Here is a 21,460-nt window from a genome sequence, read left to right as displayed (position 1 = left end):
GGAAGCCGGTTCAGACCTCGAACACCGCGTCGGGCCGGGCGAGCTCGACGGTGCCCCCGAAGGCCGCCTTCGCCTCGGCGCCCACGGACTCGCGGTCGAACCAGGCCGGGACGTGGGTGACGACCAGGCGTCGCGCGCCGGCGGCCGCGGCGTGCTCGCCCGCCTCCCGCCCGGACAGGTGCACCCCGGGCGGTCCGGCCTCGGCGTGCGGCCAGCTGGCCTCGCAGAGCAGCAGGTCGGCGTCGCGGGCGGCCTCGACGAGCCCCGGGCAGGCAGCCGTGTCCCCGGAGTAGGTCAGGACCCGGCCGCGGTGCTCGACGCGCAGTGCGTAGGCGGGGCAGACGTGCACGACCTCGTGGGCGGTGACGGTGACGGCGTCGTCCCCGGTGCCGACGGTGAACGGCTCTCCTGCCACGAGGTCGTGGAAGGAGAAGACGTCGGTGAGGTCGGTGCGGGCGTAGTCGTCCTCGGTGACGGCGTCGGCGCGGGCGAAGCGGGTGTGTGCGCCGGCCGGGGCGTGCACGGCGAGCTTGCGCGCGGTCGCGTCGAACGGGGGCCGGGGGTGGTAGCGCCGGTGCACCACCAGCGACGGGAAGTCCGAGCAGTGGTCGGGATGCAGGTGGCTGAACACCGCGGCGTCGAGGGCGAACGGGTCGGCGTGGCGTTGCAGGGCGCCGAGGGTGCCGTTGCCGAGATCGAGGGTGAACCGGGTCGCGCCGGCCTCGACCAGGTAGCCCGACGCCGGGGACTCGGGTCCGGGTCCGCTGCCGGAGCACCCGAGAACGATCAGCCGCATGCGCGACCCTAACCCGTTCGTGAGGTACGCCGCAGCCACCAGAGCCCGACGAACGGCAGCACGAGCGGCACGAAGCCGTAACCGGCGCCGAAGTGCGACCAGACCGTCTCCCGCGGGAAGTCGGCGGGGACGAACGTGGTGAACGCGCCGACGGCGAGCACACCGACGAGCTCGAACACCACCGCGGACAGGGCGAGGCGCCGGAAGCCGGGGCCGGTGCCCGCCAGGCCGACGGTGGCGAGGATGTAGACGAAGCCGGCGAGCGCGGACAGCGAGTACGCCAGCGGGGCCTCGCCGAAACGTTCGGCGATCTGCACACCCGCCCGCGCCGACGCCGAGAGCGCGAAGACCCCGTAGACGGCGATGAGGATGCGGCCGGGGCCGGTCGCGGTGGCGCGGGACCCGGGGGTGTGCGGCTCAGGCACCGGGCACCCCCGGGATCCACAGCCCCTGCAGCCGCAGCACGGCGACGAGCGTCCCGATCGCACCGACGGCGATCACGGCGCCGCCCCAGCGGCTCGGTTCGGCGGTGGCGAACTGCAGCGCGATGACCGGGACGCAGATCGCGACGGCCAGGTAGATGAGGAAGGTCGTCTGCTCGGGGAGGGTGACCCCGCCGAGCACCACCTGGTAGGCGGCGATCGCCGCCTGCACGGCGACGAGTGCCACACAGATCCCGACGGCGACGGTGTGCACCCGGCTCGGGGGCCGGTTCAGCGCGGTCGTGACCAGCCCGAACAGCGCGGTGGCCGAGAGCGCCACGGTGATCACCAGGACGAGCGTTCCGATCACACCGGGAACGCTACCCCCGCCGCCCCCGCACGCCGCGGGGACCCGGCTCGCCACCACACCTGTCCGCCGGTACCCACACCTGCCGCGGCGGGTGTGGGTCCGGGGAGAGGGGTGTGACGGTCAGGCGGACGGGAGCGCGGCGCCCGCGCGGCCCACGACCGAGCCGATCTCGGGGCCCAGGAATCGGCGGCCCAGGCGGGCGAAGGGCTCCGGGTCCCCGGTGGCGAGGAAGCGGTGCGGTGCGGGTGGGGCGGTGGCGTCGCGCAGCAGCTCGTGCGCGTGCAGGGTCCGGACCAGGGTGCGGGCGGTCTCGTCGGCGGAGGACACCAGCGTCACGTCCGGGCCGAGGACGATCTCCAGCACCCCGGACAGCAGGGGGTAGTGGGTACAGCCGAGGACGACGGTGTCGACCCCGGCCCGCTGCAGCGGCTCCAGGTACCCCTGGGCGACGCCGAGGACCTGCCGGCCGCTGGTGGTGCCACGCTCGACGAAGTCGACGAACCGGGGGCAGGCCACGGAGGTGATCTCGGTGTCGGGGGCGGCGTCGAAGGCGTCGGCGTAGGCGCCCGAGGCGATCGTGGCGGCGGTGCCGATGACGCCGATCCGGCCGTTGCGGGTGGTGGCGACGGCACGGCGCACGGCCGGGCGGACGACCTCGACGACGGGCACCGGGTAGCGCTCGCGGAAGTCGGCGAGGCAGGCGGCCGAGGCGGAGTTGCAGGCGATGACCAGCGCCTTGACCCCCGAGTCGACGAGCTCGTCGCCGATGCCGAGTGCCAGGCGCCGGATGTCGGCCAGCGAGCGCGGCCCGTAGGGGCTGTGCGCGGTGTCACCGACGTAGACGATCTGCTCGGCGGGCAGCAGGTCGATCACCGAGCGGGCGACGGTGAGCCCGCCGACCCCGGAGTCGAAGAGGCCGATCGGGGCGTCGATCCCGGGTGCGTCGCTCACACCCTAGGAGGGTAGGCGGTCGGCCTTCGCCACCCAGTAGGCGGCGACGACGCCGCCGATCGCGCCGAACAGGTGGCCCTGCCAGGACACGCTCGGGTCGGAGGGCAGCACGCCCCAGAGGATCGAGCCGTAGAACAGGAACAGCACGAGCGCGAGCAGGATCTGCCTGCCGTTGCGGGCGTAGAAGCCGCGGGTGAGCAGGAACAGGAACCAGCCGAACACGATGCCGGAGGCGCCGAGGACCGGGGCCGGCGAGGTGAGCCACACACCGAAACCGCTGACCAGCCAGATCGTGGCGGTGACCGCGAACCACTGGACCGGGCCGCCGGACATCGCGAGGAACCCGAAGACCAGGAACGGCACGCTGTTCGCGGCGAGGTGGGCGTAGTCGCCGTGCAGCAACGGGGCGGCGAGGATCCCGGACAGCCCGTCGGTCTGCCGGGGGTAGATCGCCGCGGCGGCGTCGACCATCCCGCCCGAGGCCTGGTCGATCGCCTCGATCACGTAGAGCGCGGCGGTGAACGCCAGCATGATCACCGCGGCGCGCACCGGCGCCGGCGGCAGCACACGGGCGGGACGGCCGTCCGGGAGTGCGGTCATGTCACCCACGGTACCGGCACGGCCGCCCGTTATGCCCGGTTCGCCCGGTCAGGCCCAGAGGTGCCCGTCGATGCCCTGCGCGGCGCTGCCCAGGTCACCGGAGTAGGCCCCGGTGGACAGGTACTTCCAGCCGCCGTCGCAGACGATCATCACGACGTCGGCGCGCTGCCCGGCCTCCAGCGCCTTGTTCGCGACGCCGAGCGCGGCGTGCAGGATGGCGCCGGAGGAGATCCCGGCGAAGATGCCCTCCTGCTCGACCAGCTGGCGGGTGCGGCGCAGCGCGTCGTAGGAGCCGACCGAGAACCGGCCGGTCAGCACGGTCTCGTCGTAGAGCTCGGGGACGAAGCCCTCGGACAGGTTGCGCAGGCCGTAGACGAGCTCGCCGTAGCGGGGCTCGGCGGCGACGACCTGCACGTCCGGCTTCTGCTCGCGCAGGTAGCGCCCGGCGCCGACGAGGGTGCCGGTGGTGCCGAGCCCGGCGACGAAGTGGGTGATCGACGGCAGGTCCCGCAGGATCTCCGGGCCGGTGCCGCGGTAGTGCGCGTCGGTGTTGGCCGGGTTGCCGTACTGGTAGAGCATCACCCAGTCCGGGTGCTCGGACGCGAGCTGCTTGGCGACGGCGACGGCCTGGTTCGACCCGCCGGCCGCCGGCGAGGAGATGATCTGCGCCCCGTACATCGCCAGCAGCTGGCGACGCTCCTCGGAGGTGTTCTCCGGCATCACACAGATGATCTCGTAGCCCTTGAGCCTCGCGGCCATCGCCAGCGAGATCCCGGTGTTGCCCGAGGTGGGCTCCAGGATCGTGCAGCCGGGCGTCAGCAGCCCCTGCTTCTCGGCGTCGGTGATCATGGCCAGCGCTGGCCGGTCCTTGATCGAGCCGGTGGGGTTGCGGTCCTCCAGCTTCGCCCAGAGCCGCACGTCCTCCGACGGCGACAGGGACGGGAGCCCGACCAGCGGGGTGTCGCCGACGGCGTCGAGCAACGAGTCGTAACGCACGCGTTCTCCTCACACGACGGCACCGGGCGGGGACGCCGCCCGGTGCCGAGGTCCGGTGGGGCTCAGCGACCGCCGGCCACGGCCGGGAGGATCGTGAACGTGGAGGACTCCTTGACGGGGGCCTCCAGGCCACCGGCGAAGCGGATGTCCTCGTCGTCGACGTAGATGTTGACGAAGCGGTGCAGCTTGCCGTCGGTGATCAGACGGTCCTTGATGCCGCTGTGCCGCGACTCCAGGTCGTCGATGACCGCCGAGACGGTGTCGCCCTTCGCCTCGACGGTCTTCTCACCGCCGGTGTGCGTGCGAAGGATGGTGGGGATGGAGACGGAGACGGCCATCTCGTTGATCACTCCTGGTGGGTCGCTCTGGCGTGGATCCTGCACGCGGCAACGCAGCCGGAGTACGGCGACATTCCCGCGCGACCTCCGGCGCGGGTGCGCGAGAGGGTCGTTCAGGCCCGGTCGGGCACGTCGTCGGAGCCGGTGTGGGAGAACATGTAGGACTCCACGACCGCCAGCTCGTCCTCCACGACCTCGCCGTCGACGAGGTGGTAGGAGCGCACCTCGGGCTCGGCGTCGGCCGCGGCGAGACCCACGATCAGCCAGTGCTGGTCGGGGGTCCACTCCATCTGGGCGACGTCCTTGGGCGACGGGTAGGCCTCGGGCAGGCCGGTGTGCGCCACCGGCCGGCGCGGCAGCCGGGTGTGCGAGTGGACGACGAGCATGCGGCGCTCACCGGCCACGTCGAGCTCGCGCTCCAGGCGGATGTCCTCGGCCGGGGAGAAGGCGAAGTCGCTGGCCACCTCGTCGGCGTTCGTCATCGGCACGTAGCGCTCGGGGTGCTCACCGGCCTCGGGGCCGACGAGCTGCCCGCACGACTCGACCGGGAAGTCCCGGCGGGCATGCGCGACGACTGCATCGACGAGGTCGGACCGGAGGGCGAGCACGCCGCGAGGATACGCGGCCCCGCCCGCGGGGCCGAACACCCGCCGGGGCGTACCCCGAGGTTCACACGGCCGACACCCCGGTCTGTGACCCCGGCCACGGGCGTCCGGGCACGGCTGCGGCCATACTGCCCCCGTGCCCTCCTCCGGTCGCCGTGTCGGGTTCGTCCTCGCCGCCGTGCTCGTCGTCGTCCTGGCGGTGGGGGTCACCGTCGAGGCGGTGACGCTCGCGGCCCGCCCGGACCCGGGCGCGCCCGGCGCCGGCACGGTGCGGCTCATCGCCCTCAACGACCTGCACGGCAACCTGGAGCCGCCCACGGGCTCCTCGGGCCGGGTGACCGACGACGCCGGTGCCGAGGTCGAGGCCGGCGGCGTCGAGTTCCTGGCCGCGCACGTCGCGGCGCTGCGGGCGCAGGCCCCGGCGAGCGTGGTGCTCTCCACCGGAGACAACGTCGGCGCCTCCCCGCTGGCGTCGGCGCTGTTCCACGACGAGCCGACCGTCGAGGTGCTGGAGCGGATCGGCGTCGCCGCGTCCGCCGCCGGCAACCACGAGTTCGACGAGGGCATCGCCGAGCTGCGACGGCTGCAGGACGGCGGCTGCCACCCGGTCGACGGGTGCGGCTTCACCCCGGCCTACGACGGGGCCGCCTTCCCGTTCCTGTCCGCGAACGTGACCGACGGCTCCGGGCGGCCTGCGCTCGCGGCGTCGACGGTCGTCGAGGCCGGTGGCGCCCGGATCGGCGTCATCGGGGCGACCCTGTCCGAGCTGGCCGACGTGGTCTCCCCCGACGGCATCCGCGGCCTGGAGATCGGTGACGAGGTCGCCGCGGTCGACGCGGCGTCGCGGGAGCTGACCGCATAGGGCGTGCGGGCGCAGGTGCTGCTGCTGCTGCTGCACCAGGGGGACGAGGCGACAGGCGACGGCGGACCCGACGCCTGCGCGGTGGAGCCGGGCGGGCCGGGGTCACGGATCGCGGCCGCGGTGTCCGCCGACGTCGACGCGGTGTTCTCCGCGCACACCCACCAGCAGTACTCGTGCTCGGCGACCGACCCGGCCGGGAACCCGCGGCCGTTCGTGCAGGGCCTGTCGTTCGGCAGGCTGCTGTCGGTGGTCGACCTCGCCCTGACCGGCGACGGCGACGTGGACCGCGCCGCGACCGGCACCGCCCGCAACGTCGTGGTCACCCGCGACGTCGCCCCCGACCCGGCGGTCGCACCGATCGTGGACCGCGCGGTCGCGCAGTCGCGACCGCTGGCCGAGCGCCCGGTCGGCACCCTGGCCGGCCCGCTGCTGCGCGCACCCGCGCCGTCGGGCCTGTCCCCGCTCGGCACGGTGATCGCCGACGCCCAGCTGGCGGCCTCGCGCGGCGACGGCGCCCAGCTCGCGCTGACCAACCCCGGCGGGGTGCGCGCCGACCTGGTGCCGGACGCGGACGGGCGGGTCACCTACGGGCAGGCCTACACCGTGCAGCCGTTCGGCAACATCCTGCAGACCATGACGCTCACCGGTGCCCAGCTGCGTGCGGTGCTCGACCAGCAGTTCACCGTCGACGACGGTCCGACGGTGCTCCAGAGCTCCTCGAACCTGCGCTACACGGTGGCCGGGAACCGGGTCGGCGACATCTCCGTCGGCGGTGCCCCGGTCGTCGACGACGGCCGCTACCGGGTCGCCACGAACAACTTCCTGGCCGCCGGCGGCGACGGGTTCGACACCTTCACCGCGGGGACCGAGCTGGTCGGCGGCCCGGTGGACCTGGACGCGTTCGTGGCCTACCTGGGAGCGAACCCGGGCCTGGCCCCGCCGTCGACCGACCGCGTCGTGCGGCGCTGACCGGATCGGCGGCCGGGCGGGTCAGAGCCCCCGGACGCGGACCCGGACCAGGGAGTCCTGCACGTAGGTCAGCCAGTGGTAGACGCCCAGGTGCTGGGCCCGCGGGTCGTCGTCGGGGAGCTGCTCGGGCATCTGCTCGTCGACGTCGAGGGCGGTCCCGAGGGCCAGCCGTACGTCGTTCAGGGCGGTCAGCCAGGCGTCGACCTGGGCCTCGGTGAGCTCGAGCCGCCCGCCCGCCTCGGGCAGGGCGTCCAGCACGGTCGCCGCCGCGGTGTCCTTGGCCTCGATCAGTGCCGGCTCGTGCAGCGAGCGCATCCCGCCTGCGAGGTCCGAGTCCTCGGTCGTGAAGTCCGGCAGCAGCCGGGCCAGGACCCGGTCGGTGGGCCGCGACGTCGGGCCGGTGCGGATGCCGGTGAGCTCGGCGAGCTCGTCGGTGGGCGCCAGCTCCGCGCGCCCGGCGAGCATCTGGCGGATCTCGGTGAACAGACCCCGCAGGACGACGGCCTCCTCGCCGGAGAACCCGGACGTGTAGCGGACGCGGTCGCCCCGGCCGCTGCGCTTCCAGCCGTTCACGCTCAGGCCCGCTGCATGGTGGCCCACAGGCCGGCCGCGTGGAGCTGGGCGACGTGGCCCTCCACGGTGTCCTTGTCCCCCGCCGACACCGCGGCGCGTCCCTTGTGGTGCACGTCGAGCATCAGCGCGGTGGCCTTCGCCTCGGGGTAGTGGAACACCTTCTGCAGCACGTAGGTCACGTACGACATGAGGTTGACCGGGTCGTTCCAGACGATGGCCTGCCACGGCGTGTCGGGGCCTGCCGACTCGTCCAGGTCGGGTGTGACCTGCTCGGTGGGCGCTGGGGACGGCGCTGGGGACGGCGCGGACATGCGCCCCATGGTGGCACAGGCGGGGCGCCGCGCCCGACCGCACCGGTGGCGGGGAGCGGCGACGGCGGCACCGGAGGGCACCGGCCGGGGACACCGACGGCGGCGGCGCCGACCCCGGCACCGCGGCTGCCCGTAGGCTCCCCGCCATGACCGGCACGGCCCTGCTGACCGACCGCTACGAGCTGACCATGGTGGCGGCGGCCCTCGCCGACGGCACCGCGGAACGGCACTGCGTGTTCGAGCTGTTCGCCCGCCGCCTCCCGGACGGGCGCCGCTACGGCGTCGTGGCCGGGACGGGGCGGCTGCTGGAGGCGCTGGCGCGCTTCCGCTTCTCCGACGCCGACCTCGGGTTCCTCGCCCCGGTCCTCGACCCGGCGACCCTGGAGCGCCTGCGCGGCTACCGCTTCTCCGGCGACGTCGACGGCTACCCCGAGGGTGAGCTGTACTTCCCCGGCTCCCCCGTCCTCACCGTGACCGGCACCTTCGCCGACGCGGTGATCCTGGAGACCGTCGCCCTGTCGATCTACAACCACGACAGCGCGATCGCCTCGGCGGCGGCGCGCATGGTGACCGCGGCGGCGGGCAGGCCGCTGATCGAGATGGGCTCGCGGCGCACCCACGAGGAGGCCGCGGTGGCCGCGGCCAGGGCCGCGTACCTGGCGGGCTTCGCGACGACGTCGAACCTCGCCGCGGGCGCCCGGCACGGCATCCCGACCGCGGGCACCGCCGCGCACGCCTGGGTCCTGCTGCACGACGACGAGCCGGCCGCCTTCGCCAGCCAGGTCGCCGCGCTCGGCACCGGTACGACGCTGCTCGTCGACACCTACGACATCCGCCGCGGTATCGAGCACGCCGTCGCGGCGGCCGGGCCCGGGCTGGGCGCGGTCCGCATCGGCTCCGGGGACCTCGGCGAGCTGGCCCGCCAGGCCCGCGAGCAGCTCGACGCGCTCGGCGCCACCGGGACCCGGATCGTGCTGTCCGGCGACCTGGACGAGTACGCGATCGCCTCGCTGCGCGCCGAACCGGTCGACTCCTACGGCGTGGGGACCTCGGTGGTCACCGGATCGGGCTCGCCGACGGCCGGGATGGTCTACAAGCTCGTCGAGGTCGACGGGCGACCGGTGTCGAAGCGCTCCAGCGCGAAGGAGTCCCGCGGCGGGCGCAAGGCGGCGCTGCGCCGGTTCAAGCCGACCGGCACCGCGGTCGAGGAGGTCGTGTACCCCTACGGCACGGACCCGGTCCTCGGGCCGCACGACCGGGCGCTGCCGGTACCGCTGGTGCGCGACGGCGAGGTCGTCGCCGACGACGCCGTCACCGGGCTGGGGGCCGCGCGGGAACGGCTGCGGACGGCACTGGTCGCCGTACCGTGGGAGGGACTGAAGCTGTCCCGCGGCGAGCCCGCGATCCCGACCACCTTCCTCACCGGGAGCTGAGCCATGGCACGCGCGCTGATCGTCGTCGACGTCCAGAACGACTTCTGCGAGGGCGGCGCGCTCGCGGTCGCGGGCGGCGCCGCCGTCGCGGCGGGGATCGGGCCGCTCGCCACCGGTGGCCGTGACGGTGCGGTCTACGACCACGTCGTCGCGACGCGCGACGTGCACGTCGACCCGGGTCCGAACTTCTCCGACACCCCGGACTTCGTGGACTCGTGGCCGCCGCACTGCCGCGCCGGGACGCCGGGTGCGTCGTTCCACCCGGCGCTGGACGTGGCGCCGATCGAGTGCGTCTTCGACAAGGGCGCCTACACGAGCGCGTACTCGGGCTTCGAGGGTGCGAGCGACCACGAGTCGGGGACCCGGCTCGCCGACTGGCTCGACGCGCGCGGGGTGGGCGAGGTCGACGTCGTCGGCCTCGCGACCGACCACTGCGTACGGGCGACCGCGCTGGACGCCGCCCGGCTCGGGCTGGCGACCACGGTGCTGCTGGCGCACTGCGCCGGGGTGGCGCCGGCGACGACCGAGCGGGCACTGGCCGAGCTCGCCGACGCCGGGGTGCAGGTCCGCACCGGCTGACCCCGGGGCCCTCGGCCGGCCGCCGCGTCGCCCCGCGGACGACCGGTTCCCGAGGGGAGGGACGTGGGCCCGGCGCGGGATCGCGGGCCCACTAGATACTCGATTAATATATCTGTGCACGATATGGTGTCGCCGGAGCGGCGGTCACAGCGTCGCCGATCGACCGGAGCCCGAGCCCCCGGAGCCGCCTCGTGCCCCCCGCAGCGCCGACACCGCGACCCGCCTCCGCCCGACCGCGCCCCGGCCTGCCGGAACACCACCGTTGCAGCCCCTTGACACCACCCCGGGCGACGCGCTCCCATCGTGGTGCGTATGGAGCGACCAGTTGCTTGTTACGCAACAGTTTCCGGTATTTCCCGGGTGTGTCCGCGGCTCCGACCGCCGCCGTCGTCGTCCTCGCGTCGGAACCCCATCGCAGGAGGTGATCCGCTGTGCCGCCATGCCGTCCGCCGTGACCGCACACCGGCCTCCTCCGGCGTCCGGCCGTCGCGCGGGTCCGCGGTCCCGCAGTGATGACGACCGGCCCCACGAGCGACGCCGCCGCACCGACTCCGGGCCCGGCCCGCGCGGGCGCGCCCCGTCGCCGCGGCCACCCGGACCCGCACGCCACCCCGCACGACCGTCGCCCTCGAGGAGCACCGCCATGACGACCGGCGAGTTGTCCACCCCCGCCACCGGGGCGCAGAGCCTCCCGGACAGCCTGCGAGAGACCCTCGCCGGCCACTACTACACCGACCCGGCCGTCTTCCGGGCCGAGCAGGACGCCATCTTCCACACGACGTGGTTCTGCGCCGTGCTCGCCGCCGACCTCGACCGGCCCGGCGCGTTCGAGACCGTCCGGATCGGCCGGGAGAGCGTCATCGTCACCCGGGCCAGGGACCACTCCGTGCGGGCCTACCTCAACGTCTGCCGGCACCGCGGCGCGCGGCTGTGCACGGAGGAGAAGGGCGAGGTCAGGCGCTCCTTCCAGTGTCCGTACCACGCCTGGACCTACGGTCTGGACGGCACGCTCGTCGCGGCACCGAACCTGAGCTCGATGCCCGACGTCGACAAGGCCGGGTACGGCCTGCACACCGTGCACGTGCGCGAGTGGCTGGGCTACGTCTGGCTGTGCCTGGCCGAGGTCCCGCCGTCGTTCGAGGACACGGTGATCGGTGACGTCAGCACCCGGCTCGGCTCGCCGGACGCGATCGTCGGCTACGACGTCGGGAACCTGAAGCTCGGCCGGCGCATCTCCTACGACGTCCGGGCGAACTGGAAGCAGATCGTCGAGAACTTCATGGAGTGCTACCACTGCGCGACGATCCATCCCGAGCTCACCGAGGTACTGCCGGAGTTCGCCGACGGCCTCGCCGCCCAGTACTTCGTCGGGCACGGCGCCGAGTTCGGCGAGGAGATCGAGGGCTTCACCGTCGACGGCTCGGCGGGGCTCGCCCGCCTCCCGGGCGTCGCACAGGAGCAGGACCGCCGCTACTACGCCATCACCGTGCGACCGTCGGTGTTCATCAACCTGGTCCCCGACCACGTGGTGTTCCACCGCATGTTCCCACTGACGCCCGAGCACACCGTGGTGGTGTGCGACTGGCTCTACCTGCCCGAGGTCGTCGACTCCGGGGCCGACATCGACCGCTCGGTCGAGCTGTTCCACCGGGTCAACCTGCAGGACTTCGACGCCTGCGAGCGCTGCCAGCTCGCGATGGACTCGCGCGCCTACGACAAGGGCGGCGTGCTCGTGCCCAGCGAGCACCACATCGGCGAGTTCCACGACTGGGTGCGCGAGCGCGTGGGCTGAGCCCGCCGCTCCGCACCGTCACGGACGCCCCGCCCGGCCCCGCCGGCGCGGGGCGTCCGTGCGCACCTCCCCTTCCCACCACCGGCCACCGGCCACCGGCCACCGGCAGGAGCGCACGGCCGCCGTGGCACCCCGTCACGAGGCGTGGCACCCCACGCATCGGGTGCCGCGGGACGCGAGGAGTCGCCGGGCCGGGCGGCGGCGGTCGGGCGGGGACGGGTCGGGCGGCGGCGGGTCGGGCGGCGGCGGGTCGGGCGGCGGCGGACACAGCGCGGAACGGCCCCGTCCCCGCGGCGCGGGGACGGGGCCGTGGGCTCGCGGGAGCGGCGCTACCGGAAGACGACCGTGCTGCCGCCGGTCAGCAGCACCCGGCGCTCGCAGTGCCAGCGCACCGCACGGGACAGGGCCAGCGCCTCGGCGTCGCGGCCGACCATCTGCAGCGCCGTCGGATCGTGGGAGTGGTCGATCCGGATCACCTCCTGCTCGATGATCGGGCCCTCGTCCAGGTCCGGGGTGACGTAGTGGGCGGTGGCGCCGACCTGCTTCACGCCGCGTTCGTAGGCCTGGTGGTAGGGGCGGGCGCCCTTGAAGCCGGGCAGGAACGAGTGGTGGATGTTGATCGCCCGGCCCTCCAGCGCCTTGCAGGTCTCGTCGGAGAGCACCTGCATGTAGCGGGCCAGCACGACGAGCTCGGCGTCGAACTGCTCGACCAGCGACAGCAGCCGCGCCTCCGCCTCGGGCTTGGTCTCCGCGCTCACCGGCACGTGCACGAACGGCAGCCCGGCCGCCTCGGCCATCGGCCGCAGGTCCTCGTGGTTGGACACGACCGCGACGATGTCGGCGCCCAGACTGCCGGCCCGCCACCGGTAGATCAGGTCGTTGAGGCAGTGCCCCAGCCTGGAGACCATGACCAGGATCCGGGCGGGGGCGCCGTCGTGGACGGTGGCGGTCATGCCGAACTCGGCCGCGACCGCCTCGAAGTCGCGGCGGATCATGTCGAGGTCCACCTCGTGCTCCGCGTCGGCCCGGGTGCGCAGGTGGAGGCGGCCGCGGACCGGGTCGTCGAACTGCTGGTACTCGCCGATGTCGCAGCCGTGCTCGAACAGGAACGCACTGACCGCGCGCACGATGCCGGTGCGGTTCGGGCAGCTCAGGGTCAGGATGAAGGAACGGGACACGGCGGCCTCTCCTCGGCTCCGACGCGGACCGTGACGACCGCGACCCGCTCGATGGTGCATTGATATATCAGTCATAGTCAAGAGGTGTGGGGACGTCCGGGGACTGTTACGCACTCGTGTCGGGCTAGCATGCGGGCGTGACCGCACTACCCGACGACGCCGAGCCGGAGTACACCTCGCTCGCCGACAAGGCGTACACGGTGATCCGGGACCGGCTGATCATGCTGGACATCCCCCCGATGACCGCGATCGACGACGTCGCCCTCGCCACGTCGCTCGAGGTCGGTCGCACCCCGGTCCGGGAGGCCCTCAAGCGCCTGGAGATCGACCGGTTGGTCGTCTCCTACCCGCGGCGCGGGACGTTCGCGACCGGCGTCGACATCACCGACCTGGCCTACATCTCCGAGATCCGGGTGCAGCTGGAGCCGCTCGCCGCCCGCCGCGCCGCCGAGTACACCGGCCCCGCCACCCGGGCCGACCTCGCCGAGCTGGCGGACACCATCGACCGGATCGACGTGCGCACGCTGGACCGCGACACGCTGATGCGCTGGGACCTGCACGTGCACCGGACGATCTACGCCGCGGCGGCCAACCCGCACCTCGAGGACACCCTGATCCGCTACGACAACCTGGCGACCCGCATCTTCTGCCTGTTCCTGGACCGGATGACGTACTTCGACCGGCACGTCGGGGAGCACTCGGGCCTGCTGCGGGCCATCGCCGCCCAGCAGGCCGACGAGGCGGCCGACCGGGCCCGCGCGCACGTCATCGGGTTCGAGAAGGCCGTGCGCGAGGTCGTCTGAGGCCCCCGGCCCGGGCTCAGACCTGCGCCCGGGCCGAGCGGACGGTGTGGGTCAGCAGCAGGGCCGTGGTCACCGGGCCGACACCACCGGGCACCGGCGTGAGCGCGCCGGGCCTGCGGGCGACGTCGGCGGCGTCGACGTCGCCGACCAGGCTGCCGTCGGACGCGGTGTTCGTCCCGACGTCGACGACGACCGCACCGTCGGCCACGTGCTCGGCCCGGATGAGCCCGGCCCGCCCGACCGCGACGACGAGGATGTCCGCGGTGCGGGTGTGCGCGGCGAGGTCCTTGGTGTGGCGGTGGCAGATCTGCACCGTCGCGTCGCGCTGCAGCAGCAGCTGCGCGGTCGGCCTCCCCACGGCGGGCGAGCGTCCGACGACGACCGCGGTGCGCCCGGCCGGCTCGACGCCGTGGTGGTCGAGCAGGTCCAGCACCGCGGCCGCGGTGGCAGGCGGGTAGGCGGGCAGCCCGGCCGCGAGCCGGCCCGCGGACAGCGGGTTGGCGCCGTCGACGTCCTTCTCCGGGACGATCGACGCGGCCAGCTGCTCGACCCGCGCGCCGTCGGGCAGCGGGGTCTGCAGGAGGATGCCGTGCACCCTGTCGTCGCTGCTCAGGCGGGCCAGGGTGGCCTCGATGAGCTCCGGCGCCGCGGACGCGCCGAGGTCGACGACCTCGCACGCGACGCCGAGGCGGCGGGCGGCGCCGGACACCGAGCGGACGTACCAGCCGGCGCCCTCGTCGTCGGTCGCGACGACGACGGCGAGGGTCGGCGGCACGCCGAGCAGGGTCAGCGCGGCGGCCTCGGCCTGCACCCCGGCACGCAGGTCACGGGCGCGAGCGGTGCCGTCGAGCACGCGGTGTCCGGGATGGGCGGTGGTGTTCTCCGGAGTGTTCCCGGGGGTGTTCCCGGCGGGGGTCCCGGTCATCGGCGGATCTGCTCCCGTACGTCGTCGGTCACCGTGTCGGCCCGGCGCAGCAGGTCGTCGACGCCGACCAGCGCCGCGGACAGCTCGCTGCGCGCCGCGGGGTCGGTGAGGCCCGCCAGGTTGATCTCGACGTTGAGCCGGGCGGTGCTCGCCGCGGCCCGTGCCGCGTCGGCGGCGGCGCCCACGTCGCTGATCACGTTCGGGTTGCCGATCGGCCGCAGCCGTTCGGCGAGGTGGACCACCTGCTCCGCGGCCCGGACGACCTGCGCCGGGACCCGTCCCGCCTCGACCAGCGCGTCGGCGATCGCGGCCGCGCGGGCGCGCTTCTCCTCGTCGGTGTCGCGGGGCAGCGCGTAGGCCGCACCGACCGCGCCGAACGCCCGGGCGTCGTCCTCGGCGAGGCCGAGCCCGGTGATGCGCAGCGCGTCGGCCCGGTTGCGGATGTCGAGCACGGTGTCGGCGTGCTCGGCGTGGCGCTCGCCGTCGGTGTAGCGGGCGACCATGCCCAGCAGGGCGGCGGCCTGGGCGAGGTGCAGGCCTGCCGTCGCACCCCCGCCCGGGGCGGGGACGCGTGCGGCCAGGTCCCAGAGGAACCGGTCGAGGGTGTCGGAACGCATGCGGGTCCTTCCGTGCGGCGGGGGCGACGGTGCGTCGTCGGGCGCCAGGTCCGGCGTGGGGCGGCGGGTCGCGTCGCCCCGCCCGGCCGGGTCAGCGCCGGATGCGGCTCATGTCCGGGTCGAACAGTGGCTCGGCCGCGACCGAGGCGCGGATGCGGCGGTCGAAGTACTGGATCTCGACCGTCGCCCCGACCGGCAGCCCGGCGGGCAGCCAGGCGTAGGCGACCGGGGTGCCCAGGGTATGACCGTACGCGGCGGAGGTGACGTGACCGGCGGGCTCGCCGTCGACGAGCACGGCCTCCTGACCGAGGACCACGCTGCGGCGGTCGTCGACCGTGAGGCAGGTCAGCCTGCGGGTGACGGCGTCCGGGTCGATCTTCTCGACGGCCGCGCGGCCGACGAAGTCGCCCGTGGTGTGCGGGCGGACGGCGAAGCCCAGGCCTGCCTCGTAGGGGTTGTGCTCGGTGGACATGTCCGCGCCCCAGGAGCGGTAGCCCTTCTCCAGTCGCAGGCTGTTGAACGCCGCGCGCCCGGCCGCGACGACGCCGAGCGGGCGGCCGGCCTCGTACAGCACGTCCCACAGCTTCCGGCCGTACTCGGCGCCGGTGTAGATCTCCCAGCCGAGCTCGCCCACGTAGGACAGCCGCATCGCGGTCACCGGGATCCCCGCGATGTGCGTGGACATCGCCCGGAAGTACTTCAGTCCCTGGTGGGAGAAGTCGTCGCGCGACAGCGGCTGGACCAGCTCGCGGGCCAGCGGGCCCCAGACGCCGATGCAGCAGGTGCCGCCGGTGACGTCGCGCAGGACCACCGAGTGGTCGTCGGGCAGCGCACGGCGCAGGTGGTCGAGGTCGAGGTGGGAGTTCGCGCCGACCTGGAACCGCTGCTCGCCCAGCCGGGCGACGGTGAGGTCGCTGCGGACACCACCTGCCTCGTCGAGCATCAGGGTGTAGGTGACGGCACCGACGGACTTGTCCATCGTGCTGGTGGTCAGGCCGTCCAGGAACGCGCACGCCCCCGGCCCGGACACCTCCAGGCGCGTCAGCGGGGTCATGTCGTACATCGCGACCGCGGTGCGGGTCCGCCACGCCTCGACCGCGACGACCGGCGAGTGGAACATCGCCGACCAGGCGTCGCGGGACGGGTCGCGCCACTGCGGGGGCAGGTCCTCCACCAGCGCGGCGTTGGCCTCGTACCAGTGCGGGCGCTCCCAGGCGTGCGACTCCAGGAAGAACGCCCCGAGCTCGCGCTGGCGGTCGACGAACGGGCTGGTCCGCAGGTTCCGGGGGGACAGCTTGGGCTGCAGCGGGTGCAGCACGTCGTAGATCTCCACGAAGTTCTGCTGGGAGGTCTCGTCGACGTAGGCGTCGGTGGTCTCGACGTCGTCGAAGCGGTGCACGTCGCAGCCGTGCAGGTCCAGCTCGCTGCGGCCCTCGACGAGCAGCTGCGCGACCGAGCGGGCGACGCCCGAGGAGTGGGTGACCCACACGGCCTCGGCGATCCAGAAGCCGGCGACGTCGGCGGACTCGCCGATCAGCGGGCCGCCGTCGGGGGTGAAGGAGAAGACCCCGTTGAAGCCGTGCTCGATCGTCGAGCGCTGCAGGCCGGGCAGCAGCTGCCGGCTCTGCTCCCACTGCGGTGCGAAGTCCTCGGAGGTGAAGGGCAGCATCGAGGGCTGGGTGCGCTCGCCGACCTCGTCGTCGCCGACCCCGGGCAGCTCGGAGATCGACACCGGCATCGGGCGGTGGGCGTAGGAGCCGATGCCGATGCGGTCGTGGTGCTGCCGGTAGTAGAGGTCGGCGTCCTGGTGGCGCAGGATCGGCATCCACGCCTCGACGAGGTCACCGTGCCGGGCCCCGGCGGGGCGCGCATCGGCGCCGGCGCGCCCGACGAGCTGCTCGACCGGGGTGGTGCGGGCGTACTGGTGGGCCAGCGGCAGCAGCGGCACCCGCATGCCGACGAGCGCGCCCAGCTCACGACCCCAGAACCCGGCGCAGGACACCACGATGTCGGCGGGGACGGTCTCGCCGTCGGCGGTCTCGACGCCGGTGACCCGGCCGCCGGACCGTGCGATGCCGGTGACGCGCACCGAGCCGCGGAAGACCGCGCCGCGGGACCCGGCGCGTCGGGCCAGCGCGACGACCGCACGGGCGGCCCCGGCCAGGCCGTCGGTCGGGGTGTGCAGGCCGCCGAGGACCCGGTCGGCGTCGAGCAGCGGGTGCAGACGGGCGCACTCGGCGGCGTCGACGACCGAGGCCGGCACCCCGCGCGAGACGGCCCAGCCCTGCTTGCGGTGCAGGTCGGCGAGCCGCTCCGGGGTGGTCGCGACCTCCAGGCCGCCGACCTGGTCGAAGCAGCCCCGCCCGTCGACGTCGAGGGTCCGGAGCTTCTCGACGGTGTAGGTGGCGAACGCGGTCATGGTCCTCGAGCCGGTGGTCTGGAAGACCAGGCCGGGGGCGTGCGAGGTGGAACCGCCGGTCAGCGGCAGCGGCCCCTGGTCCAGGACGGTGACGTCGGTCCAGCCGCGGGTGGTGAGCTCGTCGGCCAGGTTCGCCCCGACGATCCCGGCTCCGATGATGACGACACGGGGGGTCATGGTGGTCTCCTTCTCGGTGATCGTCGGGCGGTCAGCCGGCGAGGGCCGGTGCGGCGGCGGGGTCGTCGCGGAACTCCTGGGCCGCGTCGAGCAGCCAGTCGGCGAGGTGGCCGGCGAACGAGCTGCGGACGTGCACGTCGAGGACCGCTCCCCCGTCGGCGTCGGCGTCGGCGTCACGGGCCAGGAGGATCACCCCGGCCCCGCCGAGCAGCGTCTGGGCGCTGCGTCCGGCTGGGAACGAGCGCGGGTGCAGGTCCAGCGAGCAGCCGAAGGACAGCAGCTCGCGGGTCAGGCGCCCGCCGATCCGCAGCACGACCCGCTGGGCGGAGGTGTCGACGGCGGCGCCGCCCGCCTCCCCGGCGACGAGCGCGCGCAGCGCCGCCTCGGAGACCGCGGCGTTCGCGGAGCGGCTGGTGACCAGCCACTCGTCGGGGCCGAGCCAGACGACCTCGCCGTCACCCGCGGCGCCCCAGGTGTTCGCACCTGTCGGCAGCGCGGTGCCGAGCGCGGCGTCGACACCGGCACGGGCCGGGCCCGCCGGGTCGAGCCGCAGGGTCACCGACTGCGCGGTCGGCAGGACCTCGACCGAGAGGCCGCCGTCGGTGTCCCGGGCGAGCCCGGTCAGTGCCGTGGCGTAGGCGTCGAGCGGGTGCGTGGTGGCGAGCTCAGCCGTCACGGCGGGCTCCTTCCGGGTCGACGAGGACGGGTCCGGTGACCTCGACCGGCACCAGTGCCCCCTGGTGCGGGACGTGCACGACGTCACCGATGCGGTCGCGGCCGCCCCGGAGCAGGGCCAGGGCGAAGGGCCGCGCCAGCTCCGCGGACAGGTAGCTGGAGGTGACGTGGCCGAGCATCGGGACCGGCGGCGGGGGCAGGGTGCCGTCGGGCGAGAACTCGACGATCTGCGCGCCCTCCGGCAGCCGGGTGCTGCGGTCGGTCGGCAGCAGCCCGACCAGGTGCTTGCGCAGCGGGTCGGAGTTCAGCGGGCGGGCGAAGGAGCGCTTGCCGACGAAGTCGACCTTCTTCTTCGACACCGCCCAGCTCATCCCCAGGTCGTGCGGGGAGACGGTGCCGTCGGTGTCCTGCCCGATGATCGGGTAGCCCTTCTCGGCGCGCAGGACGTGCATCGTCTCGGTGCCGTAGGGGGTGATCCCGTACGGCCCGCCGGCCGCGACCAGCCGCTCCCAGACGGCCAGGCCGTACCGGGCGTCGACGTGGACCTCGAAGGCCAGCTCGCCGGAGAAGGAGATCCGGGCCAGCCGGACCGGCACCCCGCCGAGCTCGGTGTCGCGCCAGCTCATGAACTCGAACGCCGCGGCGGAGGCGTCGACGCCGGGGAAGACCGCGGCGACCACGTCGCGCGAGCGGGGCCCGACGACCGGGAACACCGCCCAGTGCTCGGTGACCGAGGTCAGGTTGACGGCCAGGTGCGGCACCTCGGTCTGGCGCCAGTCCTCCAGGTGGTCCAGTACCGGCGCGGCACCGCCGGTGGTCGTGGTGAGCAGGAACCGGTCCTCGGCGATGCGCAGCACGGTGCCGTCGTCGACGACCATGCCGTCGTTGCCGCACATCACGCCGTAGCGGACGCGGCCGACCTTCAGGCTGCTCATCAGGTTCGTGTAGACGAGGTCGAGGAACGCCCCCGCGTCCGGCCCCTGGACGTCGATCTTGCCCAGGGTGGAGCCGTCCATGATCGCGACGTCGCGGCGGGCCGCGGCGCACTCGCGCAGCACCGCGGCGTCCCTGTCCTCCCCGGCCCGCGGGTAGTGGCGCGGCCGCTTCCACTGGCCGACGTCCTCGAACACCGCGCCGTGGGCGACGTGCCACGGGTGCACCGCGGTGGTGCGGACCGGGTCGAACAGCTGCCCGCGCTCGCGGCCGGCGAGCGCGGCGAACGACACCGGGGTGTAGGGCGGGCGGAACGTGGTGGTCCCGAGGTCGCCCGCCGGGCGGCCCAGCAGCTCCGCGGTGATCCCGGAGGCGAGGGTGCCGGAGGTCTTGCCCTGGTCGTGGGCGGTGCCGATGGTGGTGTAGCGCTTCACGTGCTCCACCGAGCGCAGCCCGGCGCCGACGGCCCGCTCGATGTCAGCCACCGTCGCGTCGCGCGCGATGTCGACGAACTGGCGGGTGGAGTCGCCCGCGGTGCGCCACAGCACCAGACCGGGGGTGCGCGCCGGCTCGGGTGCCGAGCCCGGGGCGTCGCCGCCCGCGCCGTCGACCAGGCAGCCGGCCAGGTCGAGGGTGCCGTTGGCGGCGCCGATCACCTCGGTGCCCGCGACCGCGGCACCGGGCCGGAACGCGCCCAGGCCGGCGTCGAAGACGAGCTGTCCGCGGACGTGGCTGAACAGGTGGGCGGTCGGCGTCCAGCCGCCGGAGACCAGCAGCAGGTCGCACGCCAGCACCTCGGTGCCGTCGCCGGTCGCGAGGTGCGCGGCGGACACCCGGCCCGCGTCGTCGCCGTCGGAGCCGACGACGGTGGCCCCGGCGCGCAGGGTCACCCCGGCCTCGGCGCACTCCCGCGCGCGCTCGGCGGGCAGCTCGGCGCGGGCGTCGACGAGGGTGACGCGTGCCCCGGCACCGGCCAGGTCGGCGGCGGCGAGGTAGGCGGCGTCGTCGGTGGTGAACACGACGACCTCGCGGCCGGCGAGCACGCCGTAGCGGTGCAGGTACTCGCGCGCCGCGGAGGCGAGCATGACACCCGGCCGGTCGTTGTCGGCGAACACGACGGGGCGCTCGATCGCGCCCGCCGCGACGACGACCCTCCCGGCGCGGATGCGGTGCACCCGCCGGCGGGACCGGTGCTGCGGCGCGGCGGCGCCGAGGTGGTCGGTGCGCCGCTCCAGGGCGAGGACGAAGCCGTCGTCGTAGTGGCCGAAGGCCGTGGTGCGCTGCAGGTGCAGGACCTCGGGGTTCGCGGCCAGCTCGGCGACCACGTCGGCGACCCAGCGGTGCGCGGCGCGGCCGTCGATCCGGTCGGCCGGGACCAGGGAGCCGCCGGCCTCCGGACGGTCGTCGACGAGCACCACGCGGTCGCCGCGGCGGGCCGCGGTGCGCGCGGCGAGCAGCCCGGCCGGGCCGGCGCCGATCACCACGGTGTCGCAGTGGGCGTGGCGGCGGTCGTACCGCGCGGTGTCGGGCACGGTCGCCAGCCGGCCCTGCCCGTTCAGGCCGCGGGCGACCAGGCCGTCGTACAGCTCGACGGTGGCGGCCTGCAGCATCGGCTCGGGGAAGGGCTCCTCGATCTGCACGAGGCCGACCGGGTCCTCGGTCCAGGCCCCGCCGATGCCGCGCGGGCGGCCGAGCTTGACCGAGCCGCCCAGCACGGTCACCCCGTGCGCGAGCAGCGCCGAGGCCAGCGTGTCGCCCGGGTGCCCGGAGTAGTGCTCACCGTCGAAGACGAAGGTCAGGGTGCGGGTCCGGTCGATGCGCCCGTACCCCTCGACGCGGCTCATGCCCGGGCCCCCGGGACCTGCGGCCGGGCCGCGCCCATCGGGTGGACGGCGAGGAACCGGTAGGTGTGGGTGTCGCGGACGGCGTGGAACCAGCGGCGGCAGCCCGCGGAGTGGCTCCAGCGCTCCGCGAACGGCCCTTTCGGGTTGTCCCGGAAGAACACGTAGTGCGCCCACTTCTCGTCGTCGAGCTCGGCCGGTGCGGCCGGGTACGCGACATGGGCCTGTCCGCCGTAGTGGAACTCGACCTCCTCGCGGGGGCCGCACCAGGGGCAGTCGATGAGTTGCACGGTGG

The 21,460-nt window shown here is 74.4% G+C and carries 21 protein-coding genes and 1 pseudogene; 5 read left to right on the top strand and 17 right to left on the bottom strand.

What is annotated here, in order from left to right; all coding sequences use genetic code 11:
* Nucleotides 1–10: 10 nt before the first annotated feature.
* From KPF47_RS16485 to KPF47_RS40160, 8 genes are all read right to left on the bottom strand, one after another.
* Complete coding sequence (locus KPF47_RS16485) at nucleotides 11–796, bottom strand: MBL fold metallo-hydrolase (protein WP_224389648.1); 786 nt, start codon at nucleotides 794–796, stop codon at nucleotides 11–13.
* Between the two features lie 8 nt (nucleotides 797–804).
* The gene (locus KPF47_RS16480) at nucleotides 805–1,221 is read right to left on the bottom strand and encodes a hypothetical protein (protein WP_224389647.1); all 417 of its coding nucleotides are present in this window, start codon (nucleotides 1,219–1,221) and stop codon (nucleotides 805–807) included.
* The gene (locus tag KPF47_RS16475) at nucleotides 1,214–1,588 is read right to left on the bottom strand and encodes a hypothetical protein (protein ID WP_224389646.1); all 375 of its coding nucleotides are present in this window, start codon (nucleotides 1,586–1,588) and stop codon (nucleotides 1,214–1,216) included. Before KPF47_RS16475 ends, KPF47_RS16480 begins: the two co-directional genes overlap by 8 nt.
* Before the next feature lie 120 nt (nucleotides 1,589–1,708).
* Nucleotides 1,709–2,539 carry a glutamate racemase gene (gene murI, locus KPF47_RS16470; RefSeq protein WP_224389645.1) on the bottom strand — a complete coding sequence of 277 codons (831 nt, stop codon included), beginning with the start codon at nucleotides 2,537–2,539 and terminating at the stop codon, nucleotides 1,709–1,711.
* Between the two features lie 3 nt (nucleotides 2,540–2,542).
* Nucleotides 2,543–3,139, bottom strand: coding sequence for a rhomboid family intramembrane serine protease (locus KPF47_RS16465; RefSeq protein ID WP_224389644.1), 597 nt, complete (start codon nucleotides 3,137–3,139; stop codon nucleotides 2,543–2,545).
* A gap of 48 nt (nucleotides 3,140–3,187) precedes the next feature.
* Nucleotides 3,188–4,135: a PLP-dependent cysteine synthase family protein gene (locus KPF47_RS16460; RefSeq protein WP_224389643.1), complete on the bottom strand. Its 948-nt coding sequence runs from the start codon at nucleotides 4,133–4,135 to the stop codon at nucleotides 3,188–3,190.
* A gap of 62 nt (nucleotides 4,136–4,197) precedes the next feature.
* A complete protein-coding gene (locus tag KPF47_RS16455; RefSeq protein ID WP_224389939.1) occupies nucleotides 4,198–4,473 on the bottom strand; it encodes a MoaD/ThiS family protein in 276 nt (91 codons plus the stop codon).
* Between the two features lie 113 nt (nucleotides 4,474–4,586).
* Nucleotides 4,587–5,081, bottom strand: a complete 495-nt coding sequence (locus tag KPF47_RS40160) for a Mov34/MPN/PAD-1 family protein (RefSeq protein WP_224389642.1) — start codon at nucleotides 5,079–5,081, stop codon at nucleotides 4,587–4,589.
* A gap of 133 nt (nucleotides 5,082–5,214) precedes the next feature.
* Here KPF47_RS40160 and KPF47_RS40980 point away from each other — a divergent pair.
* Nucleotides 5,215–6,909, top strand: a pseudogene (locus KPF47_RS40980) (bifunctional UDP-sugar hydrolase/5'-nucleotidase).
* A 21-nt stretch (nucleotides 6,910–6,930) separates the two neighbouring features.
* On the opposite strand, the gene KPF47_RS16435 reads toward KPF47_RS40980, so the two are convergent.
* The gene (locus KPF47_RS16435) at nucleotides 6,931–7,482 is read right to left on the bottom strand and encodes a DUF2017 domain-containing protein (protein WP_224389639.1); all 552 of its coding nucleotides are present in this window, start codon (nucleotides 7,480–7,482) and stop codon (nucleotides 6,931–6,933) included.
* Between the two features lie 2 nt (nucleotides 7,483–7,484).
* Nucleotides 7,485–7,793, bottom strand: a complete 309-nt coding sequence (gene clpS / locus KPF47_RS16430) for an ATP-dependent Clp protease adapter ClpS (RefSeq protein ID WP_060710877.1) — start codon at nucleotides 7,791–7,793, stop codon at nucleotides 7,485–7,487.
* A gap of 146 nt (nucleotides 7,794–7,939) precedes the next feature.
* Between clpS and KPF47_RS16425 the strand changes: the two genes are divergently transcribed.
* The 3 genes from KPF47_RS16425 (at nucleotide 7,940) to KPF47_RS16415 (ending at nucleotide 11,597) form a co-directional block, all read left to right on the top strand.
* Nucleotides 7,940–9,226 (top strand): nicotinate phosphoribosyltransferase, encoded by a 1,287-nt coding sequence (locus tag KPF47_RS16425; protein ID WP_224389638.1) that lies wholly within the window; start codon nucleotides 7,940–7,942, stop codon nucleotides 9,224–9,226.
* 3 nt (nucleotides 9,227–9,229) lie between these two features.
* Nucleotides 9,230–9,805 (top strand): isochorismatase family protein, encoded by a 576-nt coding sequence (locus tag KPF47_RS16420; RefSeq protein WP_224389637.1) that lies wholly within the window; start codon nucleotides 9,230–9,232, stop codon nucleotides 9,803–9,805.
* 643 nt (nucleotides 9,806–10,448) lie between these two features.
* Nucleotides 10,449–11,597, top strand: coding sequence for an aromatic ring-hydroxylating dioxygenase subunit alpha (locus KPF47_RS16415; protein WP_224389636.1), 1,149 nt, complete (start codon nucleotides 10,449–10,451; stop codon nucleotides 11,595–11,597).
* Nucleotides 11,598–11,926: 329 nt separating this feature from the next.
* On the opposite strand, the gene purU is transcribed toward KPF47_RS16415, so the two are convergent.
* Nucleotides 11,927–12,775 (bottom strand): formyltetrahydrofolate deformylase, encoded by an 849-nt coding sequence (gene purU, locus KPF47_RS16410; protein WP_224389635.1) that lies wholly within the window; start codon nucleotides 12,773–12,775, stop codon nucleotides 11,927–11,929.
* A gap of 137 nt (nucleotides 12,776–12,912) precedes the next feature.
* On the opposite strand from purU, the gene KPF47_RS16405 reads away from it, so the two are divergent.
* Entirely contained in the window at nucleotides 12,913–13,578 is a 666-nt protein-coding gene (locus tag KPF47_RS16405; protein ID WP_224389634.1) for a GntR family transcriptional regulator, read from the top strand.
* A 16-nt stretch (nucleotides 13,579–13,594) separates the two neighbouring features.
* Here the strand turns inward: KPF47_RS16405 and KPF47_RS16400 are convergent, their stop codons facing one another.
* The 6 genes from KPF47_RS16400 to KPF47_RS16375 form a co-directional block, all read right to left on the bottom strand.
* Nucleotides 13,595–14,503 (bottom strand): bifunctional 5,10-methylenetetrahydrofolate dehydrogenase/5,10-methenyltetrahydrofolate cyclohydrolase, encoded by a 909-nt coding sequence (locus KPF47_RS16400; protein WP_224389633.1) that lies wholly within the window; start codon nucleotides 14,501–14,503, stop codon nucleotides 13,595–13,597.
* Nucleotides 14,500–15,120 (bottom strand): cyclodeaminase/cyclohydrolase family protein, encoded by a 621-nt coding sequence (locus KPF47_RS16395; RefSeq protein ID WP_224389632.1) that lies wholly within the window; start codon nucleotides 15,118–15,120, stop codon nucleotides 14,500–14,502. Before KPF47_RS16395 ends, KPF47_RS16400 begins: the two co-directional genes overlap by 4 nt.
* Nucleotides 15,121–15,211: 91 nt before the next feature.
* Nucleotides 15,212–17,716: an FAD-dependent oxidoreductase gene (locus KPF47_RS16390; protein ID WP_224389631.1), complete on the bottom strand. Its 2,505-nt coding sequence runs from the start codon at nucleotides 17,714–17,716 to the stop codon at nucleotides 15,212–15,214.
* A gap of 31 nt (nucleotides 17,717–17,747) precedes the next feature.
* On the bottom strand, nucleotides 17,748–18,392 hold the full coding sequence (locus KPF47_RS16385; protein WP_224389630.1) for a sarcosine oxidase subunit gamma: 645 nt from the start codon (nucleotides 18,390–18,392) through the stop codon (nucleotides 17,748–17,750).
* Nucleotides 18,382–21,168: a 2Fe-2S iron-sulfur cluster-binding protein gene (locus tag KPF47_RS16380; RefSeq protein WP_224389629.1), complete on the bottom strand. Its 2,787-nt coding sequence runs from the start codon at nucleotides 21,166–21,168 to the stop codon at nucleotides 18,382–18,384. The genes KPF47_RS16385 and KPF47_RS16380 overlap by 11 nt, the downstream gene beginning before the upstream one ends.
* Nucleotides 21,165–21,455: a sarcosine oxidase subunit delta gene (locus KPF47_RS16375; RefSeq protein WP_224389628.1), complete on the bottom strand. Its 291-nt coding sequence runs from the start codon at nucleotides 21,453–21,455 to the stop codon at nucleotides 21,165–21,167. The genes KPF47_RS16380 and KPF47_RS16375 overlap by 4 nt, the downstream gene beginning before the upstream one ends.
* Between the last annotated feature and the right edge of the window lie 5 nt (nucleotides 21,456–21,460).

The sequence above is a fragment of the Pseudonocardia sp. ICBG1293 genome (genome assembly GCF_020131355.1).
Classification (GTDB): Bacteria; Actinomycetota; Actinomycetes; order Mycobacteriales; family Pseudonocardiaceae; genus Pseudonocardia.
The sequence above is the reverse complement of the archived record's forward strand: the minus strand, read 5'-3'. Positions and strand labels throughout refer to the sequence as shown.

Bases quoted from the DNA above. Each gene is read 5' to 3' on its own strand.
- KPF47_RS16390 (WP_224389631.1), bottom strand. From the start codon at position 17,716: ATGACCCCCCGTGTCGTCATCATCGGAGCCGGGATCGTCGGGGCGAAC.
- KPF47_RS16425 (WP_224389638.1), top strand. From the start codon at position 7,940: ATGACCGGCACGGCCCTGCTGACCGACCGCTACGAGCTGACCATGGTG.
- KPF47_RS16400 (WP_224389633.1), bottom strand. From the start codon at position 14,503: ATGACCGGGACCCCCGCCGGGAACACCCCCGGGAACACTCCGGAGAAC.
- KPF47_RS16380 (WP_224389629.1), bottom strand. From the start codon at position 21,168: ATGAGCCGCGTCGAGGGGTACGGGCGCATCGACCGGACCCGCACCCTG.
- KPF47_RS16455 (WP_224389939.1), bottom strand. From the start codon at position 4,473: ATGGCCGTCTCCGTCTCCATCCCCACCATCCTTCGCACGCACACCGGC.
- KPF47_RS16465 (WP_224389644.1), bottom strand. From the start codon at position 3,139: ATGACCGCACTCCCGGACGGCCGTCCCGCCCGTGTGCTGCCGCCGGCG.
- KPF47_RS16485 (WP_224389648.1), bottom strand. From the start codon at position 796: ATGCGGCTGATCGTTCTCGGGTGCTCCGGCAGCGGACCCGGACCCGAG.
- KPF47_RS16420 (WP_224389637.1), top strand. From the start codon at position 9,230: ATGGCACGCGCGCTGATCGTCGTCGACGTCCAGAACGACTTCTGCGAG.
- KPF47_RS16395 (WP_224389632.1), bottom strand. From the start codon at position 15,120: ATGCGTTCCGACACCCTCGACCGGTTCCTCTGGGACCTGGCCGCACGC.
- KPF47_RS16415 (WP_224389636.1), top strand. From the start codon at position 10,449: ATGACGACCGGCGAGTTGTCCACCCCCGCCACCGGGGCGCAGAGCCTC.
- clpS (WP_060710877.1), bottom strand. From the start codon at position 7,793: ATGTCCGCGCCGTCCCCAGCGCCGTCCCCAGCGCCCACCGAGCAGGTC.